The following is a 22,795-nucleotide window of genomic DNA, read 5'->3' on the forward strand; positions in this document are numbered from 1 at the left end:
GCTCGTTGCTAAAACCAACAAACCGCCGTTCACGCATCCTTTCCATCTGATCTACAATGTCAAACAACAAAACTCCGAAACCATTAGGCTTCGAGAGCAAGACGATATACAGCCGACAAGCTGTTTACGTCAATATAAATTTTCAAATAATTTCTTTCACTTAACCTCGGTCAAGACCGTTTAGCTAAGGTCGGCTATTATAAGATGGTTTCAAATAAGTGCAAGAACTGTTTGAACTTTTTTAAAACCATATCAGCGTTTCGTTCGGTGTGTCACCGTGTTCCTCGCTGGTGAAGCCGGGTTATAAGGACATTGATGGACCTTGTCTATAGCTAAAACCAATTAATTTGTTTTTTTTACAAACTTACTCATAAAAGCCCCAGTTTCTCGAGTTCATCCTTCATATTCTCTGGCATATTTTCCGATCCCCTCCCTGCTAACGATTCGTAATCTGCCAAATCTTTTGGCGAATCCTCTGGTCGTAAATAACGCCATCCCTGGAAAGGCCGATGTTTACGGTTTCGAACGAGAATAAGTTTGGGATCGAGAATGAACCGCGCCATTGAGCGACCCTCATGATCTTCAACACGAACAATATCTGTTACAAGCTGCCGGGCAGACACCTGACCTTTGATAACCCAGTATATGGACCCACCAGAGATAATCTCTTCACGCCTTTTGGGAAACATTCGCGTTTGGTGAAAAACTTCACCATAGTCAGCCAACCGCTGCTCCTGCCACACTTCAAGAGTTTCCGGACTCTCTGTCCCGACGGATAATTTAATTAAATGCAGAACCATGGGTTATCAACACACTCTCTTCGTCAAAGGCTCACCGTACGAATACCATAATGGTAAGTTGGGATCTTATATATAACTGTTGGTACTAACCTTTTTTATAAAAGCTAAACCTAAAGGAAACAAGATTTTGAGAAAACGTATTAATTCAGCTCTTCTTTCTGGCCTCTGAATTATTTGCTTTAGGTCTGCTTTTTGAAAATGACATAATTTCTGAAAACCCGAAAAGTAACAGCATAACACTGACAATAATCTGTAATGATACAACCGCCTTTATAACATGAGACAAAGGCACAATATCTCCAAAGCCCACAGTACTGAGAGTGATAATAGAAAAATACAGACTTTCAGAAAAGGAAATCGGCTTGACCACTCCGCTAATCGAAAAATGCACCGCGGAACTATAATGATCAATAATTCGATAGATAAAGCCAAAGATCATAACGTTCATAGAATAGAAGGTAAGAAAAGCAAACGCGGGCATAATTAAAGATTCAATGCGTAGGAAAAATGATTCAAATAGCAACCCCACATCCAATAAAAATGTTGCGACTTGTTTACTGACAACCATCACCACCAAAGTAATTCCCCCCATTGCAAGAAAGAAAATTGCCTCTTCCCAAAGTAACGGGATCGAGCCAGCAGGTACAAAGAAGGTCGCGATACCGATCAGACTTACCGGGAGAAGCCATCGGGCCGCCCCAGCCCGTATACCGATATCACTATTTTTATGTGACAAGACAATCGATTTAATACTCTTGCGTTGCAGCCAGGTTCCGCCAAAGAAACCAAGGACAGGCATAGTGAAACCGATGACTCCAAGTTCCGCATCTATTGAAGAAAAATTGGTCGTCAAAAAGAAATGAAAGAGGCTGGTGTATAAGGCAAGGAAGTTTGCAACAGCAATAGAGAAAAAACGGCTTCCAGGAAAAACGCTTAATAAATAAGTAAGACTAGAGACGATCACAAGGAGAAAAACTGCGAGCTGAAGCAGGTTAACCGACCCCATAGCCAGAGCTACAAGTAAAAGAAAAAAGACAGTAAACCCAACAGCCCTCCAAATTCCGTGACGCTCTTCAGACATACGTGCCTCCTCCCCCTTGCAATAAGCCCGTTATACACGAACTTTTTCTCAAGCATGTACCTTCGCCAAGCTATTTTCAGCGATTTCTTAAATTGATTTTTTGGGCCATTCAGGATCTCGTTTTTCTAAAAAGGCTCTGATCCCTTCCAAACCTTCATCACTTGCACAGGCCTTTGCAGTCAAGTGAATAGTTTCATCAAGAAGGGTATCATCAATCTTCCGACCGGCGACGTCTGATACAAGCTGTTTGGCAAGTCTAAGGGCACGAGGTCCGGCTTTCAGTACGTTCTTGATAACCCCCTCAATCGTAATATCAATCATGTCGCCTCGAACAACTTGATGGATCAGCCCAATTTCAAGAGCTTGACTAGCTGTCAGCTTCTCGCCAGTTAAAACGTAACGTCGTGCTTGTCGAACACCTATTGTCCTCAATAGATAAGGCGATGTAATCGCAGGAATCAATCCCATCCGAACTTCCGACATACTATAAAATGTTCCCGCCATAGCGACAACAATATCGCAACAACATAAAAGCCCAATACCACCGCCGTAAACATTCCCCTGTACCCGAGCAATTGTCGGGACCCGTAAGTTGTCTAAAACAGACATAAGTCTTTTTAAGTATCTTGCCTGAACAAGATTTTTTTCTGAGGAATTAACGGACATGGACTTGAGCCATTTTAAGTCGGCACCTCCGCAAAAGGTTGGACCTTTGGCTGCAATAATCAGAACACGGACGCGCTTGTCATTCTCTATGCCAATCAAGGCATCGATAAGTTCACCAATTAGTTCACCATTTAGACTGTTATGTGTTTCAAGATTCGTCAGTGTTATATAAGCAACACCATCAGCACCGGTTTCTTCAACAAAAAAAGGGGTTCGCATCAAAAGCCTCTTTAATTCTAGAGAGTTCACTTATTATAGAAACAAGTATTTTACTCTGTCGTATTCAAAGCGTAGGGCGCATATCAGAACAAACCAAGGCAAGATACGCCTGTGCATTTATCGAAAGATGTCATGAAGGAATTATACCTTATTTTTCGGTAACCTTTGTAACATATTCCCGAGTTAGCTGAGTTTTTCTGAATTTAATTGTTAGATAATGTAAATTTTCGAACCAGCAAAGATTTATTCATAAAAGAAAAATAAAGATTCTCCAATTGATCACCATCCCTTATGCGATAACCATTCATCCAATGTCGCCATTCGATCGTGTCCCCAGAAGGGCTCGTCTTCGAAGATAAAAAACGGACTCCCAAAAACCCCTCGTTGCTCAGCAAGGGAAACTTCATTGCGAAGCTCTTCCTTAATCGTTTCACTGCTCAGAGCTGGTTCAATTCGACCACTATCCAACCCAAGGGCCGATGAAAGGTCAATCACGGTCTTTGGATCAGAGATATCCAACCTCATTTGATAACCTGCTTTAAAAATATTCTTGGCAAAGCTTATAGCAAGATTATCATCTTCGCGCCTGATCCAATAAAAAGCACGGCAAGCCGCCAGCGCTGCGAAAGGAAAATTAACGGGAAGCGTAAAAGGCAATCGCTTCTTTCGCGCAATTCGTTCCAAATCATGATGAGCGTAATCCCCTTTTAACGGGGTCTGTAATAGCGGTTTTGCCCCAGTTTTTTTAAAGATTGCCCCAAGAAGAATGGGATGCCAATGGACAGAAAGTCCATGCTTTTTTGCAAGCTCATCAATCTCCATTGAGGCGAAATACGCATACGGGCTTGAAAAATCAAAATAAAAATCGATAGCATTTTTCATTCATCATCTTCCTGCAGTATTTGTCGGCTGATGACCAGGCGTTGAATATCCGACGTACCCTCATATATTTGGCAGACCCGGACATCACGGTAAATACGTTCAACCTCATAATCGCGAAGATATCCGTACCCACCATGAATTTGAATGGCGTCAGAACAAACTCTTTCCGCCATTTCCGAGGCAAACAACTTGGCCATTGACGCTTCTTTTAGGCAAGGTAATCCGGCATCGCGTACTCTGGCCGCTTCAATAACCATAAGTTCAGCCGCTTGCAACGACGTGGCCATATCCGCCAATCGGAAAGCCACTGCCTGATGTTGTGCGATTTCCTTCCCGAAGGTCTTTCGTTCTTTGGCGTATTGCTTTGCCGCCCGATAGGCTGACCGCGCCATACCTATTGATTGTGAGGCAATACCAAGTCTGCCCCCCTCTAAGTTGGAAAGCGCAATTTTATAACCTTCCCCTTCTTCACCCACTCGATTTGTTATCGGAATGCGACAATCTTCAAAAACAAGGTGGGCCGTATCTGAGGCATGTTGTCCCAGTTTTTCTTCGATATTAGCACAGATAAAACCCGGGCAATCTTTTGGGACCAAAAAGGCTGAGATACCTTTTTTCCCAGCATTGGGATCTGTTACAGCAAAGATAAGAGCAACATCGGCATTCTTTCCTGTCGATATAAATTGCTTGCTCCCATTTAAGATATATTCATCCCCTTCTCTGGTTGCCTTTGTCGTCAGGGCCGCCGCATCTGATCCTGCTCCTGGTTCTGTCAAACCAAAGCATCCCAGAATTTTCCCTTGAGCCAACGGTTCCAAATAGGTCTTCTTTTGCTCTTCACTTCCGTAACTTTGTAAAGGAGAGCACACGAGAGAGTTTTGAACAGACATCACAGTTGAACAAGAGCCGTCGCCAGCTGCAATCTCAATAAGCGCTAGGACGTAAGACACATGATCCGTCCCCGCACCGCCATGGTCGGGAGAAACCAACATCCCCATAAACCCGAGCCCCCCAAGACCGGCAATGGCCTCTTTGGGGAATTCGGACTTTTTATCCCACTCAGCAGCAAAAGGGGCCAGTCTTTCACGGGCAAAAGCCCGTGCAGTGTCACGAATAAGGATATGTTCTTCGCTTAAACCTGATATCATCTGGCAACTCTTTCTGCTTGGTTTATTTTCCTGTCAGAAATTAGTTTATGGACAAAATTACAACTTTGAAATTGTTTTTTAGATAATAAAAATTATCCCGTTTAAATTTTCATGAACAAAATTAAAGAGTTAAAATTAAAGACTAAAGTTACCAGGGGATGGTAGAGCCATCGAAATCGAAAAATTGCCCGGTATCTTCTTCAGTTACTTTAGCGATCAATTTTCTCAATCCAGAGACGGATTTACCAATCGTAACGGGAGCTTCTTCCCCGCCCATATCGGTTTGAACATGGCCAGGATGAACAGAAATGACCGTAATCCCTTTGTCTTTTAAGTCGATAGAAAGGCTTTTGGTAACCGCGTTCAAGGCTGCCTTGGAAGAACGGTAGACGTATTGTCCTCCCGTCTCATTCGCGTTTAACGACCCCATTTTACTCGATACGTTAACCACCAGCTTTCTATCACTGGATGCAAGATGCTCAACAAAATTCTCGACCATTCGAAGTGGACCCATCGTATTAATCTGAAAGGTATAAGTCCAGTCGTCATAATCAATCTCGCCAAACTCTAACCGAGGTCCAAAATATCCCGCATTATTAATTAGAATATCGATTGGATCATCAATCATTTCACGCGCAAGCCCTGCAACGCGTAGCCCATCAGATACGTCGAGCTTATAGAGAACCACGTCCCCTTCAATGGCTTTTAGTTCTTTGGCCTTATCTGGTTGCCTACAGCAAGCGTGTACTTTCCAACCATCAACGGCAAAAGACTGGGCAAAAGCCAAACCGATGCCTTTATTGGCACCCGTGATTAAGACATTCGGCACTTGGCCACTCCATCTTTGTTAACCCTTTGGACGAACGTTATCCATCCCCGCACCTTACGCCTTTCGTCTTACCAGTCAATAAGGACAGGCTTAATCAAACTGCGTAATTGCCCTATATTTTATTATATTCGAACTCAGGAAAGGAAACTCACCCCCAAGAATGGTATTAAAATTTAAGATGCAAGTATTTGTTTTAATTTCAGAATTTTACATATAACAAACAATAAAATAACAGAATATTGTATCTTTAAAGTGATCCCAAAAGAGGTTACAACAAGAACATTGCCGCCAATCCTAAAAAGGCAAAAAACCCTATAACATCAGTTACAGTGGTCAGAAAAACGCTTGATGCGACTGCAGGATCAATCTCGTAACGCTCCAACCCCAGAGGGATTAGCGTACCGCAAAGCCCGGCGATTACCATGTTAATAATCATTGCAGCACCGATCACCAGAGCTAAGGCCCAATCCCCAAACCACAACCAGGCGACACCACCAGTCAGAAGCGCAAAGAGTACGCCATTAATAACCCCAATAATGAATTCTTTACCGATAAACCGCGCTGCATTGGCTTCTGATAGATCTTTCATCGCCAAAGACCGCACGGCAACTGTCAGCGTTTGCGTGCCCGCATTCCCTCCCATAGAGGCCACAATCGGCATAAGAACGGCCAAGGCAACGACCTTTTCAATTGTCGCATCAAACAAGCTAATGACAACAGATGCCAATACAGCCGTTAACAAATTAACCCCAAGCCAGGTAAATCGAGCAATCGTGGTATTGGCAACATCATCATACAGATCGGGCTCACTGACCCCACCCATTTTCATAAGATCATCACCAGCTTCTTCATCGATAACATCAACCACGTCATCGACAGTAATCACGCCCACCAGACGGCCGCTTTTTTCCACGACTGGCGCAGATACCAAACCGTATTGACGGAACATGTGCGCGACATCTTCTTGATCAAGTTCGAGAGGAATAATGCGCATATCCGCATCCATCACCTCGTCCAATCGGACATGACGTCTCGAGCGCATCACCCGACTGGCGGGAACAAATCCAACCGGATGATGTCGGGGGTCAACCACAAATATGTCATAAAAATCGTCAGGCAAGTTTTCACTAACCCGCATATAGTCAATGGTTTCACCAATCGTCCACACTGAAGGTACCGCGACAACTTCGCGTTGCATCAAGCGACCAGCGGAATCTTCCGGGTAACTCAAGCTTTCTTCAATAACCCGTCGATAAGCCAATGGCAGCGCCGCGAGAATATGGATACGCAGATCTTCATTAAGATCCTGCATCAACTCAACCGCATCGTCGCTGTCTAGAGAAGGTACAAGTTTAGCAATGCCGTCTGGTCCCAACCATTCGACAATTTCATCACGAACAGTTTCTTCCAGATAAGGTAAAATTTCAGGATCAAAACCAGCCCCCATCACCTCCATCAGGCGATAGCGCTCTTCTCGTCCCAAAGTTTCAAGAAGATCCGCGGTATCGGCTTCGTGAAGCCCTTCGACAAGATCCTCAACTTCGGAATCCCGGCTGCCTTCGAGAGCATCTTCTACGGCATGGATAAGATCGGTTGAAACTCCAAAATTTTCTTCATCCGAGAGATTTTGCAGATCATTTCCGCTTTTAAAATCTTCCGACATTCCGTCTCCTACCGCTTATTGTTCCGGCCACAGTTTCTGGCGATTATAAACGAGGAAGGTTACAGTAGTCGTCGTCTTACTGTAACCTTCCTCCCAGGGGTAGCCCTAAGGGAACTCTCCTAGGGCATATTAATGAAGGCGGTTATTTTTTAGCTCGTCTTTCTCTGTTTTGGGCATCAACTACAGCAATCGCGGTCATATTTACAACCCCTCTTCCTGTAACGGAAGGTGTTAAAATATGGGCCGGTTGCGCAGCACCAACCAAAATAGGCCCAACAACGAGACCATCGTCAACAGTCTTCATCAGATTTAAAGCAATATTGGCAGAATCCAGATTTGGGAAAATCAAAAGATTGGCAGGGCCTGTCAAATTTGAATTCGGGAAAACCCGTTCTCTTAATACAGGGTCTAAAGCCGCGTCCGCGTGCATTTCACCATCAACTTCCAGTTCCGGTGCCAACTCATGGATTACATCCAAAGCTTTTCGTACTTTACAGGCAGACTGGCTGTCCGAACTACCGAAGTTGGAATGAGATAGCAAAGCAACACGTGGCTTGAGGCCAAATCTACTCACATGTTTGGCCGCTAAAACTGTTGTTTCAGCCAGTTGCTGTGTTGTTGGCTCCTCCGTTACATAGGTATCAGCCATAAAATACGTTCCGCTCGGCATAATCATAAGGCTGAGAGAAGAGAAATCAGTGACCCCATTCTGAAGCCCAAGAACACCCCGAACATGTTTCAAATGACGATGATATCCACCTGTTAGGCCACAAATCATGGCGTCAGCATCACCTCGATAAACGGCAAGGGCCGCGATAACAGTGTTACGGGTCCGAACAATCACCTTTGCCGTATCTGGAGATATGCCTTTACGTTCCATAAGTTTGTGATACGTGGTCCAATAGTCATTATAACGGGAATCATCCTGAGGATTAATAACCTCAAAATCCTTACCCACCTTTAGCTTAATGCCAACTTTATCCATACGATTTTGCACGACATCAGGGCGCCCCACGACGATTGGAATAGCTGTTTTTTCATCCAGAACAATTTGAACAGCACGCAGAATGCGTTCATCCTCGCCTTCTGCATAGATTACCCGTTTAGGATCTTTTTTCGCCCGCTCAAATAGCGGTTTCATCACCAAGCCAGAGCGATAAACAAAGCGTTTTAACTTTTCACAATAGGCGTCGAAGTCTTCGATTGGTCGCGTTGCAACACCTGTTTCCATTGCTGTCTTTGCCACAGCAGGTGCAATAACTGAAATCAGCCGAGGGTCAAAAGGACTTGGGATAATGTACTCAGGACCAAAGTTCTTCGCTTCCCCCCCCATAGCTTTGATCACGATTTCATCTTGTTCTGCCATTGCCAAATCAGCAATAGCCTTCACACAAGCGACTTTCATTTCTTCGTTAATTGCAGTGGCGCCAACATCTAACGCACCACGAAAAATATAAGGAAAACAAAGAACATTGTTCACTTGATTAGGGTAATCTGACCGCCCGGTGGCCATAATAGCATCATCGCGAATGGCTTTTACTTCTTCCGGCATGATTTCAGGTGTTGGATTTGCCAAAGCCATAATAATTGGTTTTTTGGCCATCCGCTTTACATAGTCGGGCTTGAGAACGCCCGGCGCAGAAAGACCAAGAAAAATATCTGCATCGCCAATAACATCGGAAAGAGTTCTGGCATCAGTTTTTTGAGCAAAGACGGACTTCCAACGGTCCATCAGTTTCTCACGGCCTTCGTAAACAACGCCTTCGATATCTGTAACCCAGATATTTTTACGATCGATGCCAAGAGAAACCAAAAGATTAAGGCAAGCAAGTGCCGCAGCTCCCGCACCAGAGGCGACAACTTTGACGTCTTTTTTCTTCTTTTTCACAAGGCGTAAAGCGTTATAAATTGCGGCAGCAACAATAATAGCCGTACCATGTTGATCATCATGGAACACCGGGATGTTCATTTTTTCACGAAGAGCATCCTCTACGATAAAACACTCAGGTGCTTTGATATCTTCGAGGTTGATACCGCCAAATGTCGGTTCAAGCGCCGAAATGACGTTAATCAGACGGTCTGGATCTGTTTCATCAATCTCAATATCGAAGACGTCGATTCCAGCAAATTTTTTAAAAAGGACGGCCTTACCTTCCATCACAGGCTTTGACGCCAGCGGGCCAATTGCACCTAATCCGAGGACAGCCGTGCCATTTGTAATAACCCCAACAAGGTTAGCCCTTGCGGTTACAGTTGCAGCTTCAGCGGGGTCTTCAACGATTACTTCGCAAGCCGCGGCAACTCCGGGCGAATAGGCCAATGCCAAATCGCGTTGGTTACCAAGAGGTTTCGTCGCTGAAATTTCTAGTTTTCCTGGCTTAGGATAACGGTGATAAAAGAGGGCTGCGTCGCGTAGGTCTTGCGTCATAAAGTTTATTGCTCCTTGGGGGCAGTCGATGCCTTATATATAGCTGGGGGAACGGCTCGTTCCTGCCAATGACGGTCTTGACAGAGTGGCGCTTAAGGGCGACACCCTGACGCGATTAAAACATAGCAATCGGCACTGTGCCATAGACAGGATGGGCAAAAAGTGAAAAATACTCGAATTTCTACCCAAGAGGGGCAGCTATCCTCAAAAGACGAGACAATTACCTCGACTGATGACCTTGGAATCGAGTGGAGAATCTCAGAAAATCAAATTGCCTACCCTGATGCACTCTCCTTTATGGAAGATCGTGCGAATGAGATTTTTTCTAATAAATCCCATCAAACTGTTTGGCTGCTCGAACATCCCCCTCTTTATACAGCAGGAACTTCTGCACATACTAAAGATCTCGTCGATCCTGATCGCTTTCCAGTCTATGATGCAGGACGCGGAGGACAGTATACTTACCACGGCCCAGGACAACGGGTAGCCTATACCATGCTGGATTTAAGCCTTTATAATAAGGATGTCAGGAAGTACGTCTTTAATCTCGAAGAATGGATTATACGTACCCTCGCAAAATTTAACGTAAGGGGGGAACGCAGAGAAGGCCGTGTTGGTATCTGGATTGATCGGGGTAATGGCCGAGAAGATAAAATAGCGGCCATTGGTGTTCGTGTTCGAAAGTGGGTGTCATTTCACGGTATTGCCATCAACCTTGACCCTGATCTCTCCCACTTTGATGGCATCATCCCGTGTGGCATTAACGAACACGGAGTTACGTCTCTCGTCGATCTTGGTCTGTGTGTGTCGATGGAAGATCTTGATGTCGCCCTGAAAGATGCTTTTTATGAGGTTTTTAAACCTGAAGTGTCTATCGGACAAAATTAACGTATTTGAACAAAAATCTCTCGGCCCTCTAGCTCAGATGTATCCTCAAAAGTTTCAACGGCTTTCACCTTTGCCAAATCCGGGCCTTGCCAGCAAGAAACCACCATGGCTTCTACAGTAGATTTTTCCCCGACAAATACCGCTTCAACTTGTCCGGAACTCAAGTTTCGAACCCAACCTTTAATTCCAAGTTCAGTCGCCTTGGTCACAGTCCAGCCCCGATACCACACCCCTTGTACGCGGCCTGTAATTAATACTCTGATCTGTTTCATATACATGACCCTATATCGATTAATTCATGGGTAAAAATATAACACGCTCTCTCTAAATTTTTCAATTTTCAGAGATATCTTTCTCGTAATTTCGTAAAATTGTTACTCCTTAACTCTTTGATAGAACAAAGTTTTTAATTGGGCGAAATATTATTACAAAAAAAGTGTTTGAATATCATAAAAATATAACGAATACTTCAATCAACTAATTAAATGCTTCAATCCCTGTTTTGACCAAAGATCAATGGTTGATCAATAAAGGGATACAGAAGTTAAGGAAAATAACTTCGACATCAGTCGAAACGGCAACGAAGCCTCGTCTAGCAGCATTGATTTTTCAGTGTTGCTAGACGAGGCTTTTTTGCTTTTAGGGTATGGTTTGGGGAAACTTAAAATGCGTCGCGAAATACCATTAGGGCTGCTTTATTCAACGACAGGAGCATACAATCTGATAGGTCAGGATTGTCTGGATGGAGCTCTCATGGCGTTGGAAGAAATCAACGCCAGTGAAAACTATAACTTCCACCTCACCCCCCAAATTGCCAACCCCGGCGGAAACATCGATGAATACCAACGCCTCACCGAAACCTTACTTCGAGAAAATGGCTGCCAGCAAATCATAGGCACCGTCACCTCTATCAGCCGAAAAGAAGTCACGCCGATAATAGAGAAACATGACGGCTTACTTTGGTACACAGCTCCCTATGAAGGATTTGAATGTTGTGAAAATATTATTTACACTGGCGCCTGCCCCAACCAGCACATTGTTCCCATGTTTGAACGGGTTATTCCTGAATTTGGAAAAAGAGTATATCTGACCGGAACCAACTATGTTTGGGGATGGGAAGTAAACCGGATTGCCCGCGAGCTCATTACGTCTTGCGGAGGGGAAGTCACCGGAGAAAATTATCTCCCCTTCCATTCAACAGATGTCGAGCGCATGATTGAAACCATACGCGAAACCCGCCCCAGCTTTATTCTTAACAATCTAATCGATGCCTCCAGTTACGCACTTTACCGCGCGTTTTATGCTGCAGGCAAAACTGATGATTTTTTCCGTCCTGAAAATTGTCCGATTATCAGCTGTAATGTGACAGAATGCGAGCTGGACAAAATAGGCTACGATGCCGCCGAAGGTCACCTCAGCATTTCACCCTATTTCGAAAACTTGGATACACCTGACAATTCGAAGTTCTTGGAAAAGGTTTATAAAAAACGATCAAAGAAACTACCTATATCTGCCTTCTTTGTTAATGGTTATGCCACGGTTAATTATCTCGCAGAATCTATAAAAACTGCAGGTTCTGAGGATATAGAAGCTGTAAAAAAAGGATTATTTGGCCAAAAATTCCAAACACCCTTAGGGCAAACTGTTATCAGTCAAAAGACCCATCATGCGGCTCTACCTTATTATATTGGCAAAATAAAACCCCACGGAGGCTTTGATATCCTGCCTTCACGATCTGATGCCATCACTGCTGATCCCTATTTGGTGAATTTTGATACATCACAGTTCGCAAACTTGGTTAATAAAACAAATCCTGCAACCACGACCTCACACCTAAAGGTGATCAAATGAGCGTCTTCCGCACCCCAAATTTCAGAGGAGATAAGGCCGTCATTCTACATCGGCGAGACGACAACATTCGTCGATTAGAAAGGCACCTCGACCGGTTGGGGATAGAAAGCACAGTGGCTTGGCCTGATTTTAACTTAGAAAATACTCCCGCGGATATGGTCTTCTTTGATGGTGACAATGGTTATGATGGTTTGTTTCCCTGGCAAAAGGGCACTCCGCCAATCCCTCTCATCGCCCTAATTTCCAGCGAAGCACCCGGGCGTCTTGAATGGATGCTTTCACAAGCCACCTCTGCACATCTGATTAAGCCGATTCAATCTAGTGGCGTGTTCTCAACTTTGGTAATTGCCTATGCAAATTTTGCCAATCTCCAACACAATCACGCACAAATAAAAACATTGGAAACCCGTATTTCCAAACGACCAGTGGTTTTTCGGGCTCTGCTTATGATTATGGAGTGCGGTCATTTAGAAGACGAAGCTGCCTTTGCAATTTTGCGTTCTGCCGCCATGAACGACCGAAAAAGCATCGAGGACTTTGCCACCAACCTCGATCGAAACAAAGTAAACACTCTCATAAAAAACTTCTCTGTAGATAAGGGCATGGCATAATGTACGTTATGAAAGCGCTTTTGAGCAGGAAATTAAGCGCACTAGGTCTGTTCATCATTTCAGTGATTATTCTCGCAGCCATATTGGCCCCCTGGATCACCCCTTATCCGCCCGAGCTTCAACTATTTGAAGGCCTCACATTAGAAGGAGCGCCTCTGCCCCCCAACAGCCAATTTTGGCTTGGCACTGATTTGTTAGGTAGAGATCTTTTTTCCCGCCTCGTATATGGAGCACAAACCTCCCTTATCATCGGCGTAATCGCTAACGGAACCGCGCTTTTTATTGGTACCCTCGTTGGCATTGTTGCAGGGTTTTATCGCGGTGTCATCGGTGCCTTTCTCATGCGTTTTACAGACTTGATGATGGCCTTTCCCGCCTTACTGCTGGCCATCGTTCTCGCGGCAATCTTCACCCCAAGCCTCTGGATCGTGGCAATGGTAATTGCAATGGTCAATTGGGTTCAGGTTGCCCGGGTTATTTACTCGGAAACGGTCTCGCTAGCAGAAAGAGATTTCATTGTCGCCGAGCGGTCTCTTGGTGCCTCCAATTTTCGTATTCTGTTCAAACACATCGCTCCCCACCTTATCTATTCCACAATTGTCTTTGGCACGCTCGGGATCTCAACAACCGTTTTGCTGGAAGCAACCCTCAGCTTCTTGGGTGTAGGGGTACAACCGCCGACCCCGAGTTGGGGCAACATCATTTTTGAAAATCAAACCTATTTTGCTACCGCACCCTGGCTTGTTTTCCTTCCGGGCCTTGGCATTGTCAGCCTTGCCCTTGGCTTTAACCTAGTAGGCGATGCCCTTCGGGAAATTCTTGACCCGACCATGAAGGGGAAACACTGATGCTCTCGCATATCGCCAGACGTTTTTTCGAAGCAATGATTATCCTGCTTGGTATAACCATTGTAACCTACATGTTGTTATATCTGTTCCCGGCGGACCCGGTTCGGCAAATAGCAGGACGCAGCGCGACACCGGAAACGGTGAATAATATTCGCCAACAACTCGGCCTTGACCTTCCTGTTTATGAACAATATTGGCGCTACCTTACATCCTTGGTTCAGGGAGATTTTGGTCGTTCATACATTCAAAAAACCGAAGTCGCCGAACTCATCTGGTCACGGTTACCTGCAAGCCTGCTGCTTATGGTCGCCGCCATATCTGTCGAGGTTCTCCTCGGCCTGATTATGGGCGTAATCTCTGCAGTAAAGCGTAATAGTACAACCGACAATGCTTTGATGGTGGTTTCTTTTGTCGGAGTATCTGCACCACAATTTGTTGTTGGTATTTTGTTGCTCTATGTCTTTGCTGTCCAACTTGGTTGGTTTCCTATCGGTGGTTACGGCACCGCGAGCCATCTGGTCCTCCCAGCTTTAACCTTAGGACTTTTAGGCTCAGGTTGGTACGCCCGCATGATGCGTTCTTCAATGCTCAATGTATTGGAACAAGATTTCATTCGCACAGCACGAGCTAAAGGTGTGAGCAAGTTTCGTGTCATCTTACGCCACGCTGTTCCCAATGCTCTTTTACCCATTATAGCGATGATTGGTATCGATATTGGTATTTTCATGAGCGGTATTGTTGTTGTTGAATCTGTTTTTGGTTGGCCCGGTATCGGTCAACTTGCCTGGCAGGCAATCCAACGGGTCGATATTCCCATAATCATGGGGGTAACACTGGTGGCAGCCTGTTCAATTGTTATCGGTAATTTCCTTGCGGACATTATCGCACTGTTTGTTGACCCAAGAATAAAATTGAAATGAACAAGGTTTACCAATAATCGGCAAACCAATCATTCGTATACCTATTATTAACCCATTCCTATGAACAGGGAGATCTAAAGTGAAAAAAAATTGGTTGAAAGGAACCGTTGCTGCTGCGGCTTTAATTGCATCGTTTGGCGTTGCAAATGCTGGCCCAAATGACGGCGGCTCAATGGTTGTTACCTATAAAGATGACGTATCAACGCTAGACCCAGCCATTGGTTATGACTGGCAAAACTGGTCAATGATCAAAAGTCTGTTTGACTCTCTACTGGATTACAAACCCGGTACAACAGTGCTGACAACCGATCTTGCAGAAAGTTACACAATTTCGGATGATGGTATGACCTATACCTTTATCCTGAGAGACGGGGTTAAGTTCCACAACGGGCGCGAAATGACTGCAGCCGATGTGAAATACTCTCTGGACCGAGTAACAAACCCTAAGACCCAGAGCCCTGGTGCCGGATTTTTTGCATCTGTAAAAGGATTTGACGAAGCCTCAGGTGGTTCTGGCCACCTCTCGGGCGTTAGTGTGATTGATGATAATACGGTTAAAATCGAGCTATCGCGTCCGGATGCTACTTTCCTTCACGTTTTAGCCATTAATTTTGCCTCTGTGGTCCCGAAAGAAGCTGTTGAGAAATGGGGTGAAGATTTTGGTAAACATCCCGTCGGTACCGGCGCTTATTCTTTAGGTGAATGGACCTTAGGACAACGCCTAGTCTTCAAGAAAAATGTTGATTATTATCATAAAGGGCTGCCTCATCTGGATGAAATCATCTTTGAAGTCGGTCAGGAACCATTGGTTGCCTTGCTTCGCTTACAAAACGGAGAAGTGGATATTGCTGGTGACGGTATCCCCCCTGCAAAATTTCTCGAAGTTAGCAAAGATCCTAAATATATCGACAGTATCGTCGAGGGTAGCCAACTTCACACCGGATATATATCTCTCAATGTGAAGATGAAGCCTTTTGACAATGTAAAAGTCCGTCAAGCCGTCAACATGGCGGTTAATAAAGATCGCATCATTCGCATGATCAATGGACGTGCGGTCCCTGCAAACCAACCCTTGCCTCCTCTGATGCCAGGATATGATCCAGCATATAAAGGCTTTGCCTTTGATCAGGAAAAAGCAAAGAGCTTGTTAGCAGAAGCGGGTTATGCCGAAGGCTTCACCTCCGAGCTTTATGTCGCTAACACTGATCCTCAGCCAAGAATTGCCCAGGCAATTCAACAAGACCTTGCCACCATCGGTATTAAAGCTGAAATCAAGTCCCTTGCCCAAAGCAACGTGATTGCCGCAGGTGGCGAAGAAGATCAGGCCCCTATGATCTGGTCAGGTGGGATGGCCTGGATTGCTGATTTCCCTGATCCCTCTAACTTCTACGGGCCAATTTTAGGTTGTGGAGGCGCTGTTCAAGGCGGTTGGAACTGGTCTTGGTACTGTAATGAAACGCTCGACAAACTAGCAATAGAAGCTGATTCCATGACAGATCCTGCGGATGCTGCCAAACGTGAAGCTCTATGGCGGAAAATCTTTACGGGCATTCAAGATGAGGCACCGTGGGTTCCAATCTTCAATGAGCAACGTTTCACCATCCGTTCAGAACGGTTGGATGGACCTGATGGCATCTTTGTTGATCCGGTACACATTCCGGTTCACTACGACACTGTATTTGTGAAGGACGGCATGTAAGCATGTGTAAAGCTTGTGATTATACAATCCACGCTGCACAACATCACTTCGGGTGGGATAATTCATTCCCACCCGTTGCGACGGTAGCACCGGGATCAACCCTAGAATTTGAATGTCTGGACTCTTCCGCAGGACAATTAACCCCAAACTCCACGGTAGATGACGTTAAAACCCTGGACTTTGGTAAGGTAAACCCCGTCAGTGGCCCTATCGTTATCGATGGTGCAGAACCCGGGGATGTGATTAAGGTCTCTATTGAAGAGTTTAAACCTTCCGGTTTCGGCTGGACTGCGAATATTCCTGGGTTTGGGTTGTTGGCAGACCGGTTCGAAGAGCCAGCACTCCATATTTGGAGCTATGATAAAAATGCTCTGGGAACATCAGCTTTTGGACCCGGCGGCAGAGTACCTCTGAAACCTTTCGCAGGCACCATTGGTTTAGCCATGGCAGAGCCCGGTCTCCATTCTGTCGTTCCCCCCAGGCGTGTTGGAGGCAATATTGACATTCGCGATCTTGCCGCTGGGACTGAACTCTATTTGCCTGTTGAAGTCACAGGTGGATTATTCTCAATCGGTGATACCCACGCAGCTCAAGGAGATGGAGAAGTTTGTGGAACAGCCATTGAAAGCCCCATGAACACCGTCGTCACCCTTGATTTGATTAAAAATGAAAAGCTGGAAACACCACGTTTCACAACTCCAGGACCAGTGACACGTCACCTTGATGGCAAAGGATACGAAGTTACGACCGGCATTGGTGGTGACCTTATGGAAGGTGCACGCGGAGCTGTCAGCCGTATGGTCGACCTGTTGAGCAGTCGCTACAACATGAAAGCTGTTGATGCCTACATGCTTTGTTCAGTTTGTGGCGATCTTCGCATCAGTGAAATTGTTGATCAACCCAATTGGATTGTTTCCTTCTACTTCCCCCGTCTGGTTTTAGAGTAATTTATGTCGAGCATCAAAAGCGCTACACCTATTTTGGAGGTCCGCAATCTGATTACCCAGGTTGCGACCCCAATAGGTGCCAAAACGATCATTGATAATCTGTCTTTCACCCTCAATTCGGAAGAAACTCTCTGTATTGCCGGAGAATCAGGGTCGGGGAAATCAGTGACGGCATTGTCCATTATGGGTTTGCTTCCCCCTTCTGCGCGGGTAACACAGGGGAAAATCCTACTCGAAGGACAAAATATCATTGGGCTGTCAGACCGTCAGATGCAAAACATCCGTGGTAGTGATATTGCCATGATTTTTCAAGAACCCATGACGTCATTAAACCCCGTTATGTCCATTGGAAATCAATTAATTGAAGCAATAAGCACACACCAAAATATTTATGGCCGCGCGGCTGAGGCAATTGCCCTTTCTTCGCTTGATGCAGTTAGAATTAATGAAAGTAAAAAGCGGATGAAACAATATCCGCATGAACTTTCTGGCGGTATGAGACAGCGGGTAATGATTGCCATGGCACTGTCTTGTAACCCAAAAGTATTGATTGCTGACGAGCCAACTACCGCCCTAGATGTCACTATACAAGCCCAGACCCTGAGCTTGATGAACGACTTAAAGCGGGATTTCAATACATCAATTATTCTCATCACCCATGATATGGGCGTGGTCGCAGAGATGGCCGATAATGTCATTGTCATGCACCAAGGTAAAATCATTGAAAGCCAACCCGTCAAAGACCTATTCGTAACTCCGAAAGAAACCTATACTAAAAACCTTCTTGCCGCCGTCCCCAAACTCGGCAGTTTCAAAGATATTCCTCCTATAGCCAAACATGTGGGGAAAAGCTCTGAAATAATAAAACCTTTGATTGAGGTTCGTGATCTGACGGTCCGATTTGATATTAAAGGCGGCCTGCTGCAACGCCCCATCAGTCGTGTTCATGCCGTTGAAAATCTATCATTTGACCTTTTCCCAGGTGAGACTCTCGCCCTTGTTGGTGAAAGCGGATGTGGAAAATCGACAATTGGTAAATCTCTGACCAACCTTATTCCCTGGAGTGGGTCCATAAAAATAGATGGTCAGGAACTTGCTGGTCTCTCAAGCAGAGAGATGCTACCGGTCCGACGGAAGATGCAGATGGTTTTTCAAGATCCACACGCAGCTCTTGATCCACGTATGACCGTGGGGGATCTCGTTGGAGAACCTCTTCTCATTCACAAACTGGCGAGCGGCAGCGAACTCCGTGACCGTGTGGAAAAACTGTTTATTCAGGTTGGTCTCAGCCCTGATATCATGGGACAGAGTGTTATGGATCGTCATCCTCATGAATTTTCAGGTGGACAAAGGCAACGTATCTGCATTGCCCGTGCGCTTAGTCTGGAACCTAAGGTGATTATTGCAGATGAGTCCGTTTCTGCCCTCGACGTTTCCGTTCAAGCTCAAGTTCTTGACCTGCTTCAGGAAATTCAAGATGAGCTTGATATTTCCTATCTCTTTATTTCCCATGATATGGCTGTTGTTGAACAAGTCTGCCACCGGGTTGCGGTGATGTTGCTGGGCCAAATTGTTGAATGTGGCCCCAGAGATGTGGTCTTTAACAATCCCCAACATCCCTATACCAAGCGTTTGCTTGATGCTGTTCCCATTGCCGACCCAACCATCGTGCGTAAAGATCGTAATTTGCCAACGGGCGAAGTGCCAAGCCCTATACAAGCGTTGGATTACGTCCCTGTCATTTCTGAATTCCGGCATATCGGCAAAGGGCATTTTGTTCGATATTTTCAGGAATAATGTCAAAAAATAAAGATGTTCTGCTCTGCTGAATTAGCTTACCACTTTGATATCGTCCCATCGGGTCGTATAGCGTGGAGAGATCATCTTTTGACGCATTTTCCAGTCTTTATTCATACCTGATGCGGCAAAGCGGACCGTGTCTCGCCCGTGCACACGGTTAAGCTTGTCCAACACCCCCATCAAAGCCTCCGATTTCTTTATATCTGGTTTGAAGAAAAAATCCTGCTGCGTTGTGCTTGCATCCACCAATCCATCAAGGAAAACACCGGCCTTTTGATATTTCAATCCCGGGCGATAAACCTTCTTCAAGCAATATTCCGCAGCCCGAATAATCATGCTGGTATCAAAGGTTGCTTCAGGAAAAGTAATGCTAAAAGAGTTCCGATAATAAGTCTGATCTTTGCCGTGAGGGCTCGTCCGCAAAGAAGTCGTCAATCTCGTCACAGCAAGGTTTTGAGAGCGCAATTTCTCACCAGCTCTCGTCGCGTACGATGCGACAGCTTGTTTTATCAGCTCGATATCATCCAGATACTGACCAAAACCGCGTGAAACGATGATACCTTTTTTGGGGGGCGCGACCTCTTCAAGTTCCAAACAAGCCACACCATTAAGCTCATAAATCATGCGTTCCAACACCACACTGAAACGAGAACGAATACGTTTAGGGTCTGCTCGTGCCAAATCTAACGCGTTATAAATACCCAACTCTTGAAATTTTGGTGTCAACTTTCGAGAAACACCCCATACATTTGAGATCTCAACCGCTCGCAATTGATCATCATTTTCAGGCACCAGAAGAAAAACACCGTTATGATTTTTATTTTTCTTGGCTATTCGATTAGCTATTTTTGAAAGCGTTTTCGTTGGCGCAATACCAACACAAACAGGTAACCCTGTGTGCAACTGTATTTTTTCCTTAATGCGTCTTCCAAGGCATATCAGATCTTCTTTATTTACCGGGTTTGAAAAACTTAGAAAGCTCTCATCAATGGAATAAAGTTCTATGTTCGGTGTAAAATCTAGATATATCTCATTTACTCTCCTAGAGAAATCACCATAGAGCGCGTAATTAGAAGAAAAAACCTCGGTTCCTGTTTGTTTCAATCGAGGTTTGATCATGTGGTAGAGGTCACCAATTTTATACCCAAGGTCTTTTGCCTCTTGAGATCGCGCAATGACACAGCCATCGTTGTTGGAAAGAACAACAATCGGTGTTTTTTCAAGATCAGGGCGAAAAACCCGTTCACATGAGGCGTAAAAATTATTTACATCAACCAGCGCCACCCACTTTTGATCTTGGACGTAAGAATTGGCACCGAAGACTTTTGCCTCAGCATCACGGTAAGAATGTTCCGTTGTAAACGAGTTAGTTGAGCGGGTTGATAACATTGGTTACCACTCCCCAAATCTGCAAGTCTTGTTCATCAGAAATTTTAATAGGCTTATAATTCGGGTTCTCAGACATCAGCATAATTTTGCCTAACCGTTTATAGAGCCGTTTAACTGTGAGTTGCCCGTCAAGAATAGCAATCACAATCTTTCCATCCCTAACTTCAAGAGAGCGGTCTACTACCAACATTCCCCCTGGCATAATTCCAGCGCCAATCATCGAATCTCCAGAAACCTTTAAAAGAAACGTTGCATTAAAGTTTATGCTTAAGCGTTCATTTAAATCAAAATACCCCTCGATATAATCTTCTGCGGGCGAAGGAAAACCTGCTGGAACTTTGAATGCAAAGAACGGTACAGGGCAAAAGTTACCTCTTACAACCTGCCCGAGATATGTAGGGATATCATATTTCATCATCCGCTTAAGTTACGTGAAACCTTTAAAATGATCAATGTTCTTTATTTGTTCTTAACAAGAAAACTAATATTTTAATTAAAAAAATTCAAAAAAAATCGCGATGATTGAAACTGTATTCTATTTTTCGCGAATAAGATTACAACTGATGATTAAAGGCATCGTGTATAATCACAAAAGTCGTTTGCTTGAATTTCACGATCTTCCGTTATAGGTTAAAAAGAAAAATCGACTTTCATCATAAAATATCAACAAAACAAAAGCCGAAACAGGTCGAAATCTGGGGAGAGAGACATGCCGTTAGAGGTGGCCTATTCACCACTTCTTATTCTGGGTTCTTTAGCGGTCGCCATTATGGGGGCCTTTACTGCCTTGCGTTTGACCTCGAACCTTCGTCATCTCGATGCCTCGAAACGAAAAGTCCGGGTCACTCAAGGGGCGCTTGCCTTGGGCACAGGCATTTGGTCTATGCACTTCACTGGCATGCTTGCCGTCGAACTCCCCATTACGATCAGTTATGATCCTTTAAGGACCTTGGCGTCAGCTTTGATTGCCGTTCTTGTCGTCGGAGTGGCCCTGCTTTCCTTGCATTTTGGGGTACGCACAAAAACTCGAATTGCAATTGCCGGAACGTTAACGGGCCTCGGCATCGTAGGCATGCACTATCTTGGCATGAGCGCTTTGTCAGCGAATTGCATCGTAACCTATAGCCCGACAGGGATTGTCATGGCTATTGCCATTGGCATTGCGTCTTCTATTGCAGCAATAGAGCTCGCTTATGGTAACCGTTCACTATTAAGTATCTCAGCTGGCTCTGTCGTACTTGGCTTAGCAATATCGGCAATGCATTATTCCGCCATGTACTTTACCGTCTTTAGTCTTGGCGCAGAGATGACCCCCACAGCCCCATCCTTTCTTGATAATGATCGCCTCGCTTTGGTCGTTGTGCTCTCATCTTTTGTACTGTCCGGGCTATTTCTTTTAATGGCTGTCCCTGAAGATACGAAAGGTAATAATGAAGATAAGGCCAAAGCTACTAATCAAAACGCCACTCTAGAAAATTTAAACAAACAGTGGGAAAAACAACCAGGACAACATACACAAGCCGTATCTTCGTTAAATGAAACAAAACAAAATGACATCCACGAAACCAGCCATGATATAAAAATTCCTTATGAACAAAACAAGATACAAAGGCTTCTTTCTGCCGAAAACATTCATATTGTAAAAGCAGATGGCCATTACACCCAGATCAATGATGGTGGAGAGGATCTCTTTTGCCCTTGGTCGATATCTCGCCTGGAAAAAAGTCTGAATCCTAACAACTTTGTTCGCACTCACCGCAGCTTTATCGTCAACAAGAACCAAATTACCGGCTTTCGTAAGGATGGCGACAAAGCCTTTTGTATTATTGGGAACAAAGAGGAGAATGGGATTAATAACAAGGATGGAACGGAGATCCCTGTCAGTCGTGCCCGTGTCACAGAATTACGCAAATTGCTTCAGTTGAATTAATTTTCAGACTTTCCAAACTTATTCCCGATAATATTCACAATAATATTTTATGTGCGCATCCTCAGTATAATTACGTTCTGTAATTACGTTGTGCATTTCGTGCAGAATAAACGTATTTCGTGCACCAACGGCGACAATCGCGGATTGGTACTCACTTGCTCCTGACATTCGGACTTAGTCTTTTCGAAAGAAATTC

General features: G+C 44.8%; 22 protein-coding genes. 10 read left to right on the forward strand and 12 right to left on the reverse strand.

What is annotated here, in order from left to right:
- Positions 1-184 (forward strand): hypothetical protein (locus ACFSKO_RS06960; RefSeq protein WP_380249863.1); only part of this gene is annotated, 184 nt, incomplete at its 5' end.
- A 184-nt stretch (positions 185-368) separates the two neighbouring features.
- Here the strand turns inward: ACFSKO_RS06960 and ACFSKO_RS06965 are convergent.
- The 8 genes from ACFSKO_RS06965 to ACFSKO_RS07000 all read right to left on the reverse strand — a co-directional run bounded on the left by ACFSKO_RS06965 (position 369) and on the right by ACFSKO_RS07000 (position 9,716).
- Positions 369-800, reverse strand: a complete 432-nt coding sequence (locus tag ACFSKO_RS06965) for a DUF1489 family protein (protein ID WP_380249865.1) — start codon at positions 798-800, stop codon at positions 369-371.
- A gap of 145 nt (positions 801-945) precedes the next feature.
- On the reverse strand, positions 946-1,881 hold the full coding sequence (locus ACFSKO_RS06970) for a potassium channel family protein (protein WP_380249867.1): 936 nt from the start codon (positions 1,879-1,881) through the stop codon (positions 946-948).
- An 87-nt stretch (positions 1,882-1,968) separates the two neighbouring features.
- Complete coding sequence (locus ACFSKO_RS06975; protein WP_380249869.1) at positions 1,969-2,766, reverse strand: enoyl-CoA hydratase-related protein; 798 nt, start codon at positions 2,764-2,766, stop codon at positions 1,969-1,971.
- A gap of 279 nt (positions 2,767-3,045) precedes the next feature.
- Positions 3,046-3,648, reverse strand: a complete 603-nt coding sequence (locus tag ACFSKO_RS06980) for a 2-hydroxychromene-2-carboxylate isomerase (protein WP_380249871.1) — start codon at positions 3,646-3,648, stop codon at positions 3,046-3,048.
- Positions 3,645-4,796 (reverse strand): acyl-CoA dehydrogenase family protein, encoded by a 1,152-nt coding sequence (locus ACFSKO_RS06985; RefSeq protein ID WP_380249873.1) that lies wholly within the window; start codon positions 4,794-4,796, stop codon positions 3,645-3,647. The genes ACFSKO_RS06980 and ACFSKO_RS06985 overlap by 4 nt, the downstream gene beginning before the upstream one ends.
- 148 nt (positions 4,797-4,944) lie before the next feature.
- Positions 4,945-5,625 (reverse strand): SDR family oxidoreductase, encoded by a 681-nt coding sequence (locus ACFSKO_RS06990; protein WP_380249875.1) that lies wholly within the window; start codon positions 5,623-5,625, stop codon positions 4,945-4,947.
- 268 nt (positions 5,626-5,893) lie between these two features.
- Positions 5,894-7,288, reverse strand: coding sequence for a magnesium transporter (mgtE, locus tag ACFSKO_RS06995; RefSeq protein ID WP_380249877.1), 1,395 nt, complete (start codon positions 7,286-7,288; stop codon positions 5,894-5,896).
- Between the two features lie 142 nt (positions 7,289-7,430).
- Complete coding sequence (locus tag ACFSKO_RS07000) at positions 7,431-9,716, reverse strand: NADP-dependent malic enzyme (protein WP_380249879.1); 2,286 nt, start codon at positions 9,714-9,716, stop codon at positions 7,431-7,433.
- A 219-nt stretch (positions 9,717-9,935) separates the two neighbouring features.
- Here ACFSKO_RS07000 and lipB point away from each other — a divergent pair, with 219 nt between their 5' ends.
- The gene (lipB, locus tag ACFSKO_RS07005) at positions 9,936-10,604 is read left to right on the forward strand and encodes a lipoyl(octanoyl) transferase LipB (protein ID WP_380252233.1); all 669 of its coding nucleotides are present in this window, start codon (positions 9,936-9,938) and stop codon (positions 10,602-10,604) included.
- Here the strand turns inward: lipB and ACFSKO_RS07010 are convergent.
- Positions 10,601-10,876 carry an acylphosphatase gene (locus tag ACFSKO_RS07010; protein ID WP_380249881.1) on the reverse strand — a complete coding sequence of 92 codons (276 nt, stop codon included), beginning with the start codon at positions 10,874-10,876 and terminating at the stop codon, positions 10,601-10,603. The genes lipB and ACFSKO_RS07010 overlap by 4 nt on opposite strands.
- Positions 10,877-11,270: 394 nt before the next feature.
- On the opposite strand from ACFSKO_RS07010, the gene ACFSKO_RS07015 reads away from it, so the two are divergent.
- From ACFSKO_RS07015 to ACFSKO_RS07045, 7 genes are all read left to right on the forward strand, one after another.
- The gene (locus ACFSKO_RS07015; RefSeq protein WP_380249883.1) at positions 11,271-12,455 is read left to right on the forward strand and encodes a transporter substrate-binding protein; all 1,185 of its coding nucleotides are present in this window, start codon (positions 11,271-11,273) and stop codon (positions 12,453-12,455) included.
- Entirely contained in the window at positions 12,452-13,066 is a 615-nt protein-coding gene (locus tag ACFSKO_RS07020) for an ANTAR domain-containing response regulator (protein ID WP_380249885.1), read from the forward strand. The genes ACFSKO_RS07015 and ACFSKO_RS07020 overlap by 4 nt, the downstream gene beginning before the upstream one ends.
- The gene (locus ACFSKO_RS07025) at positions 13,066-13,914 is read left to right on the forward strand and encodes an ABC transporter permease (protein WP_380249887.1); all 849 of its coding nucleotides are present in this window, start codon (positions 13,066-13,068) and stop codon (positions 13,912-13,914) included. Before ACFSKO_RS07020 ends, ACFSKO_RS07025 begins: the two co-directional genes overlap by 1 nt.
- Entirely contained in the window at positions 13,914-14,834 is a 921-nt protein-coding gene (locus ACFSKO_RS07030; protein ID WP_380249889.1) for an ABC transporter permease, read from the forward strand. Before ACFSKO_RS07025 ends, ACFSKO_RS07030 begins: the two co-directional genes overlap by 1 nt.
- Before the next feature lie 79 nt (positions 14,835-14,913).
- A complete protein-coding gene (locus tag ACFSKO_RS07035) occupies positions 14,914-16,533 on the forward strand; it encodes an ABC transporter substrate-binding protein (protein ID WP_380249891.1) in 1,620 nt (539 codons plus the stop codon).
- A 2-nt stretch (positions 16,534-16,535) separates the two neighbouring features.
- Positions 16,536-17,480 carry an acetamidase/formamidase family protein gene (locus ACFSKO_RS07040; protein WP_380249893.1) on the forward strand — a complete coding sequence of 315 codons (945 nt, stop codon included), beginning with the start codon at positions 16,536-16,538 and terminating at the stop codon, positions 17,478-17,480.
- Between the two features lie 3 nt (positions 17,481-17,483).
- Positions 17,484-19,277: an ABC transporter ATP-binding protein gene (locus ACFSKO_RS07045; RefSeq protein ID WP_380249895.1), complete on the forward strand. Its 1,794-nt coding sequence runs from the start codon at positions 17,484-17,486 to the stop codon at positions 19,275-19,277.
- A 33-nt stretch (positions 19,278-19,310) separates the two neighbouring features.
- Here the strand turns inward: ACFSKO_RS07045 and ACFSKO_RS07050 are convergent, their stop codons facing one another.
- Together ACFSKO_RS07050 and ACFSKO_RS07055 are read right to left on the reverse strand one after the other, a co-directional pair.
- Positions 19,311-20,669, reverse strand: a complete 1,359-nt coding sequence (locus tag ACFSKO_RS07050) for a Y-family DNA polymerase (protein ID WP_380249897.1) — start codon at positions 20,667-20,669, stop codon at positions 19,311-19,313.
- Positions 20,647-21,084 (reverse strand): LexA family protein, encoded by a 438-nt coding sequence (locus tag ACFSKO_RS07055; RefSeq protein WP_380249899.1) that lies wholly within the window; start codon positions 21,082-21,084, stop codon positions 20,647-20,649. The genes ACFSKO_RS07050 and ACFSKO_RS07055 overlap by 23 nt, the downstream gene beginning before the upstream one ends.
- A gap of 294 nt (positions 21,085-21,378) precedes the next feature.
- Here ACFSKO_RS07055 and ACFSKO_RS07060 point away from each other — a divergent pair, with 294 nt between their 5' ends.
- Complete coding sequence (locus tag ACFSKO_RS07060; RefSeq protein WP_380249901.1) at positions 21,379-22,599, forward strand: MHYT domain-containing protein; 1,221 nt, start codon at positions 21,379-21,381, stop codon at positions 22,597-22,599.
- Between the two features lie 18 nt (positions 22,600-22,617).
- Here ACFSKO_RS07060 and ACFSKO_RS07065 read toward each other — a convergent pair whose 3' ends face one another.
- Positions 22,618-22,767 carry a hypothetical protein gene (locus tag ACFSKO_RS07065; protein ID WP_380249903.1) on the reverse strand — a complete coding sequence of 50 codons (150 nt, stop codon included), beginning with the start codon at positions 22,765-22,767 and terminating at the stop codon, positions 22,618-22,620.
- Between the last annotated feature and the right edge of the window lie 28 nt (positions 22,768-22,795).

The organism is Kiloniella antarctica, from assembly GCF_042682825.1.
Classification (GTDB): Bacteria; Pseudomonadota; Alphaproteobacteria; order Kiloniellales; family Kiloniellaceae; genus Kiloniella; species Kiloniella antarctica.

Excerpts from the sequence above, each read along its gene's own strand:
- ACFSKO_RS06985 (WP_380249873.1), bottom strand. The coding sequence starts at position 4,796 with ATGATATCAGGTTTAAGCGAAGAACATATCCTTATTCGTGACACTGCA.
- ACFSKO_RS07010 (WP_380249881.1), bottom strand. The coding sequence starts at position 10,876 with ATGAAACAGATCAGAGTATTAATTACAGGCCGCGTACAAGGGGTGTGG.
- ACFSKO_RS06980 (WP_380249871.1), bottom strand. The coding sequence starts at position 3,648 with ATGAAAAATGCTATCGATTTTTATTTTGATTTTTCAAGCCCGTATGCG.
- ACFSKO_RS07065 (WP_380249903.1), bottom strand. The coding sequence starts at position 22,767 with ATGTCAGGAGCAAGTGAGTACCAATCCGCGATTGTCGCCGTTGGTGCA.
- ACFSKO_RS07020 (WP_380249885.1), top strand. The coding sequence starts at position 12,452 with ATGAGCGTCTTCCGCACCCCAAATTTCAGAGGAGATAAGGCCGTCATT.
- ACFSKO_RS07025 (WP_380249887.1), top strand. The coding sequence starts at position 13,066 with ATGTACGTTATGAAAGCGCTTTTGAGCAGGAAATTAAGCGCACTAGGT.
- ACFSKO_RS07055 (WP_380249899.1), bottom strand. The coding sequence starts at position 21,084 with ATGAAATATGATATCCCTACATATCTCGGGCAGGTTGTAAGAGGTAAC.
- ACFSKO_RS07060 (WP_380249901.1), top strand. The coding sequence starts at position 21,379 with ATGCCGTTAGAGGTGGCCTATTCACCACTTCTTATTCTGGGTTCTTTA.
- ACFSKO_RS06975 (WP_380249869.1), bottom strand. The coding sequence starts at position 2,766 with ATGCGAACCCCTTTTTTTGTTGAAGAAACCGGTGCTGATGGTGTTGCT.
- ACFSKO_RS06965 (WP_380249865.1), bottom strand. The coding sequence starts at position 800 with ATGGTTCTGCATTTAATTAAATTATCCGTCGGGACAGAGAGTCCGGAA.
- ACFSKO_RS07000 (WP_380249879.1), bottom strand. The coding sequence starts at position 9,716 with ATGACGCAAGACCTACGCGACGCAGCCCTCTTTTATCACCGTTATCCT.
- ACFSKO_RS07030 (WP_380249889.1), top strand. The coding sequence starts at position 13,914 with ATGCTCTCGCATATCGCCAGACGTTTTTTCGAAGCAATGATTATCCTG.
- ACFSKO_RS06970 (WP_380249867.1), bottom strand. The coding sequence starts at position 1,881 with ATGTCTGAAGAGCGTCACGGAATTTGGAGGGCTGTTGGGTTTACTGTC.
- ACFSKO_RS07015 (WP_380249883.1), top strand. The coding sequence starts at position 11,271 with ATGCGTCGCGAAATACCATTAGGGCTGCTTTATTCAACGACAGGAGCA.
- ACFSKO_RS07050 (WP_380249897.1), bottom strand. The coding sequence starts at position 20,669 with ATGTTATCAACCCGCTCAACTAACTCGTTTACAACGGAACATTCTTAC.
- ACFSKO_RS07040 (WP_380249893.1), top strand. The coding sequence starts at position 16,536 with ATGTGTAAAGCTTGTGATTATACAATCCACGCTGCACAACATCACTTC.
- mgtE (WP_380249877.1), bottom strand. The coding sequence starts at position 7,288 with ATGTCGGAAGATTTTAAAAGCGGAAATGATCTGCAAAATCTCTCGGAT.
- ACFSKO_RS07045 (WP_380249895.1), top strand. The coding sequence starts at position 17,484 with ATGTCGAGCATCAAAAGCGCTACACCTATTTTGGAGGTCCGCAATCTG.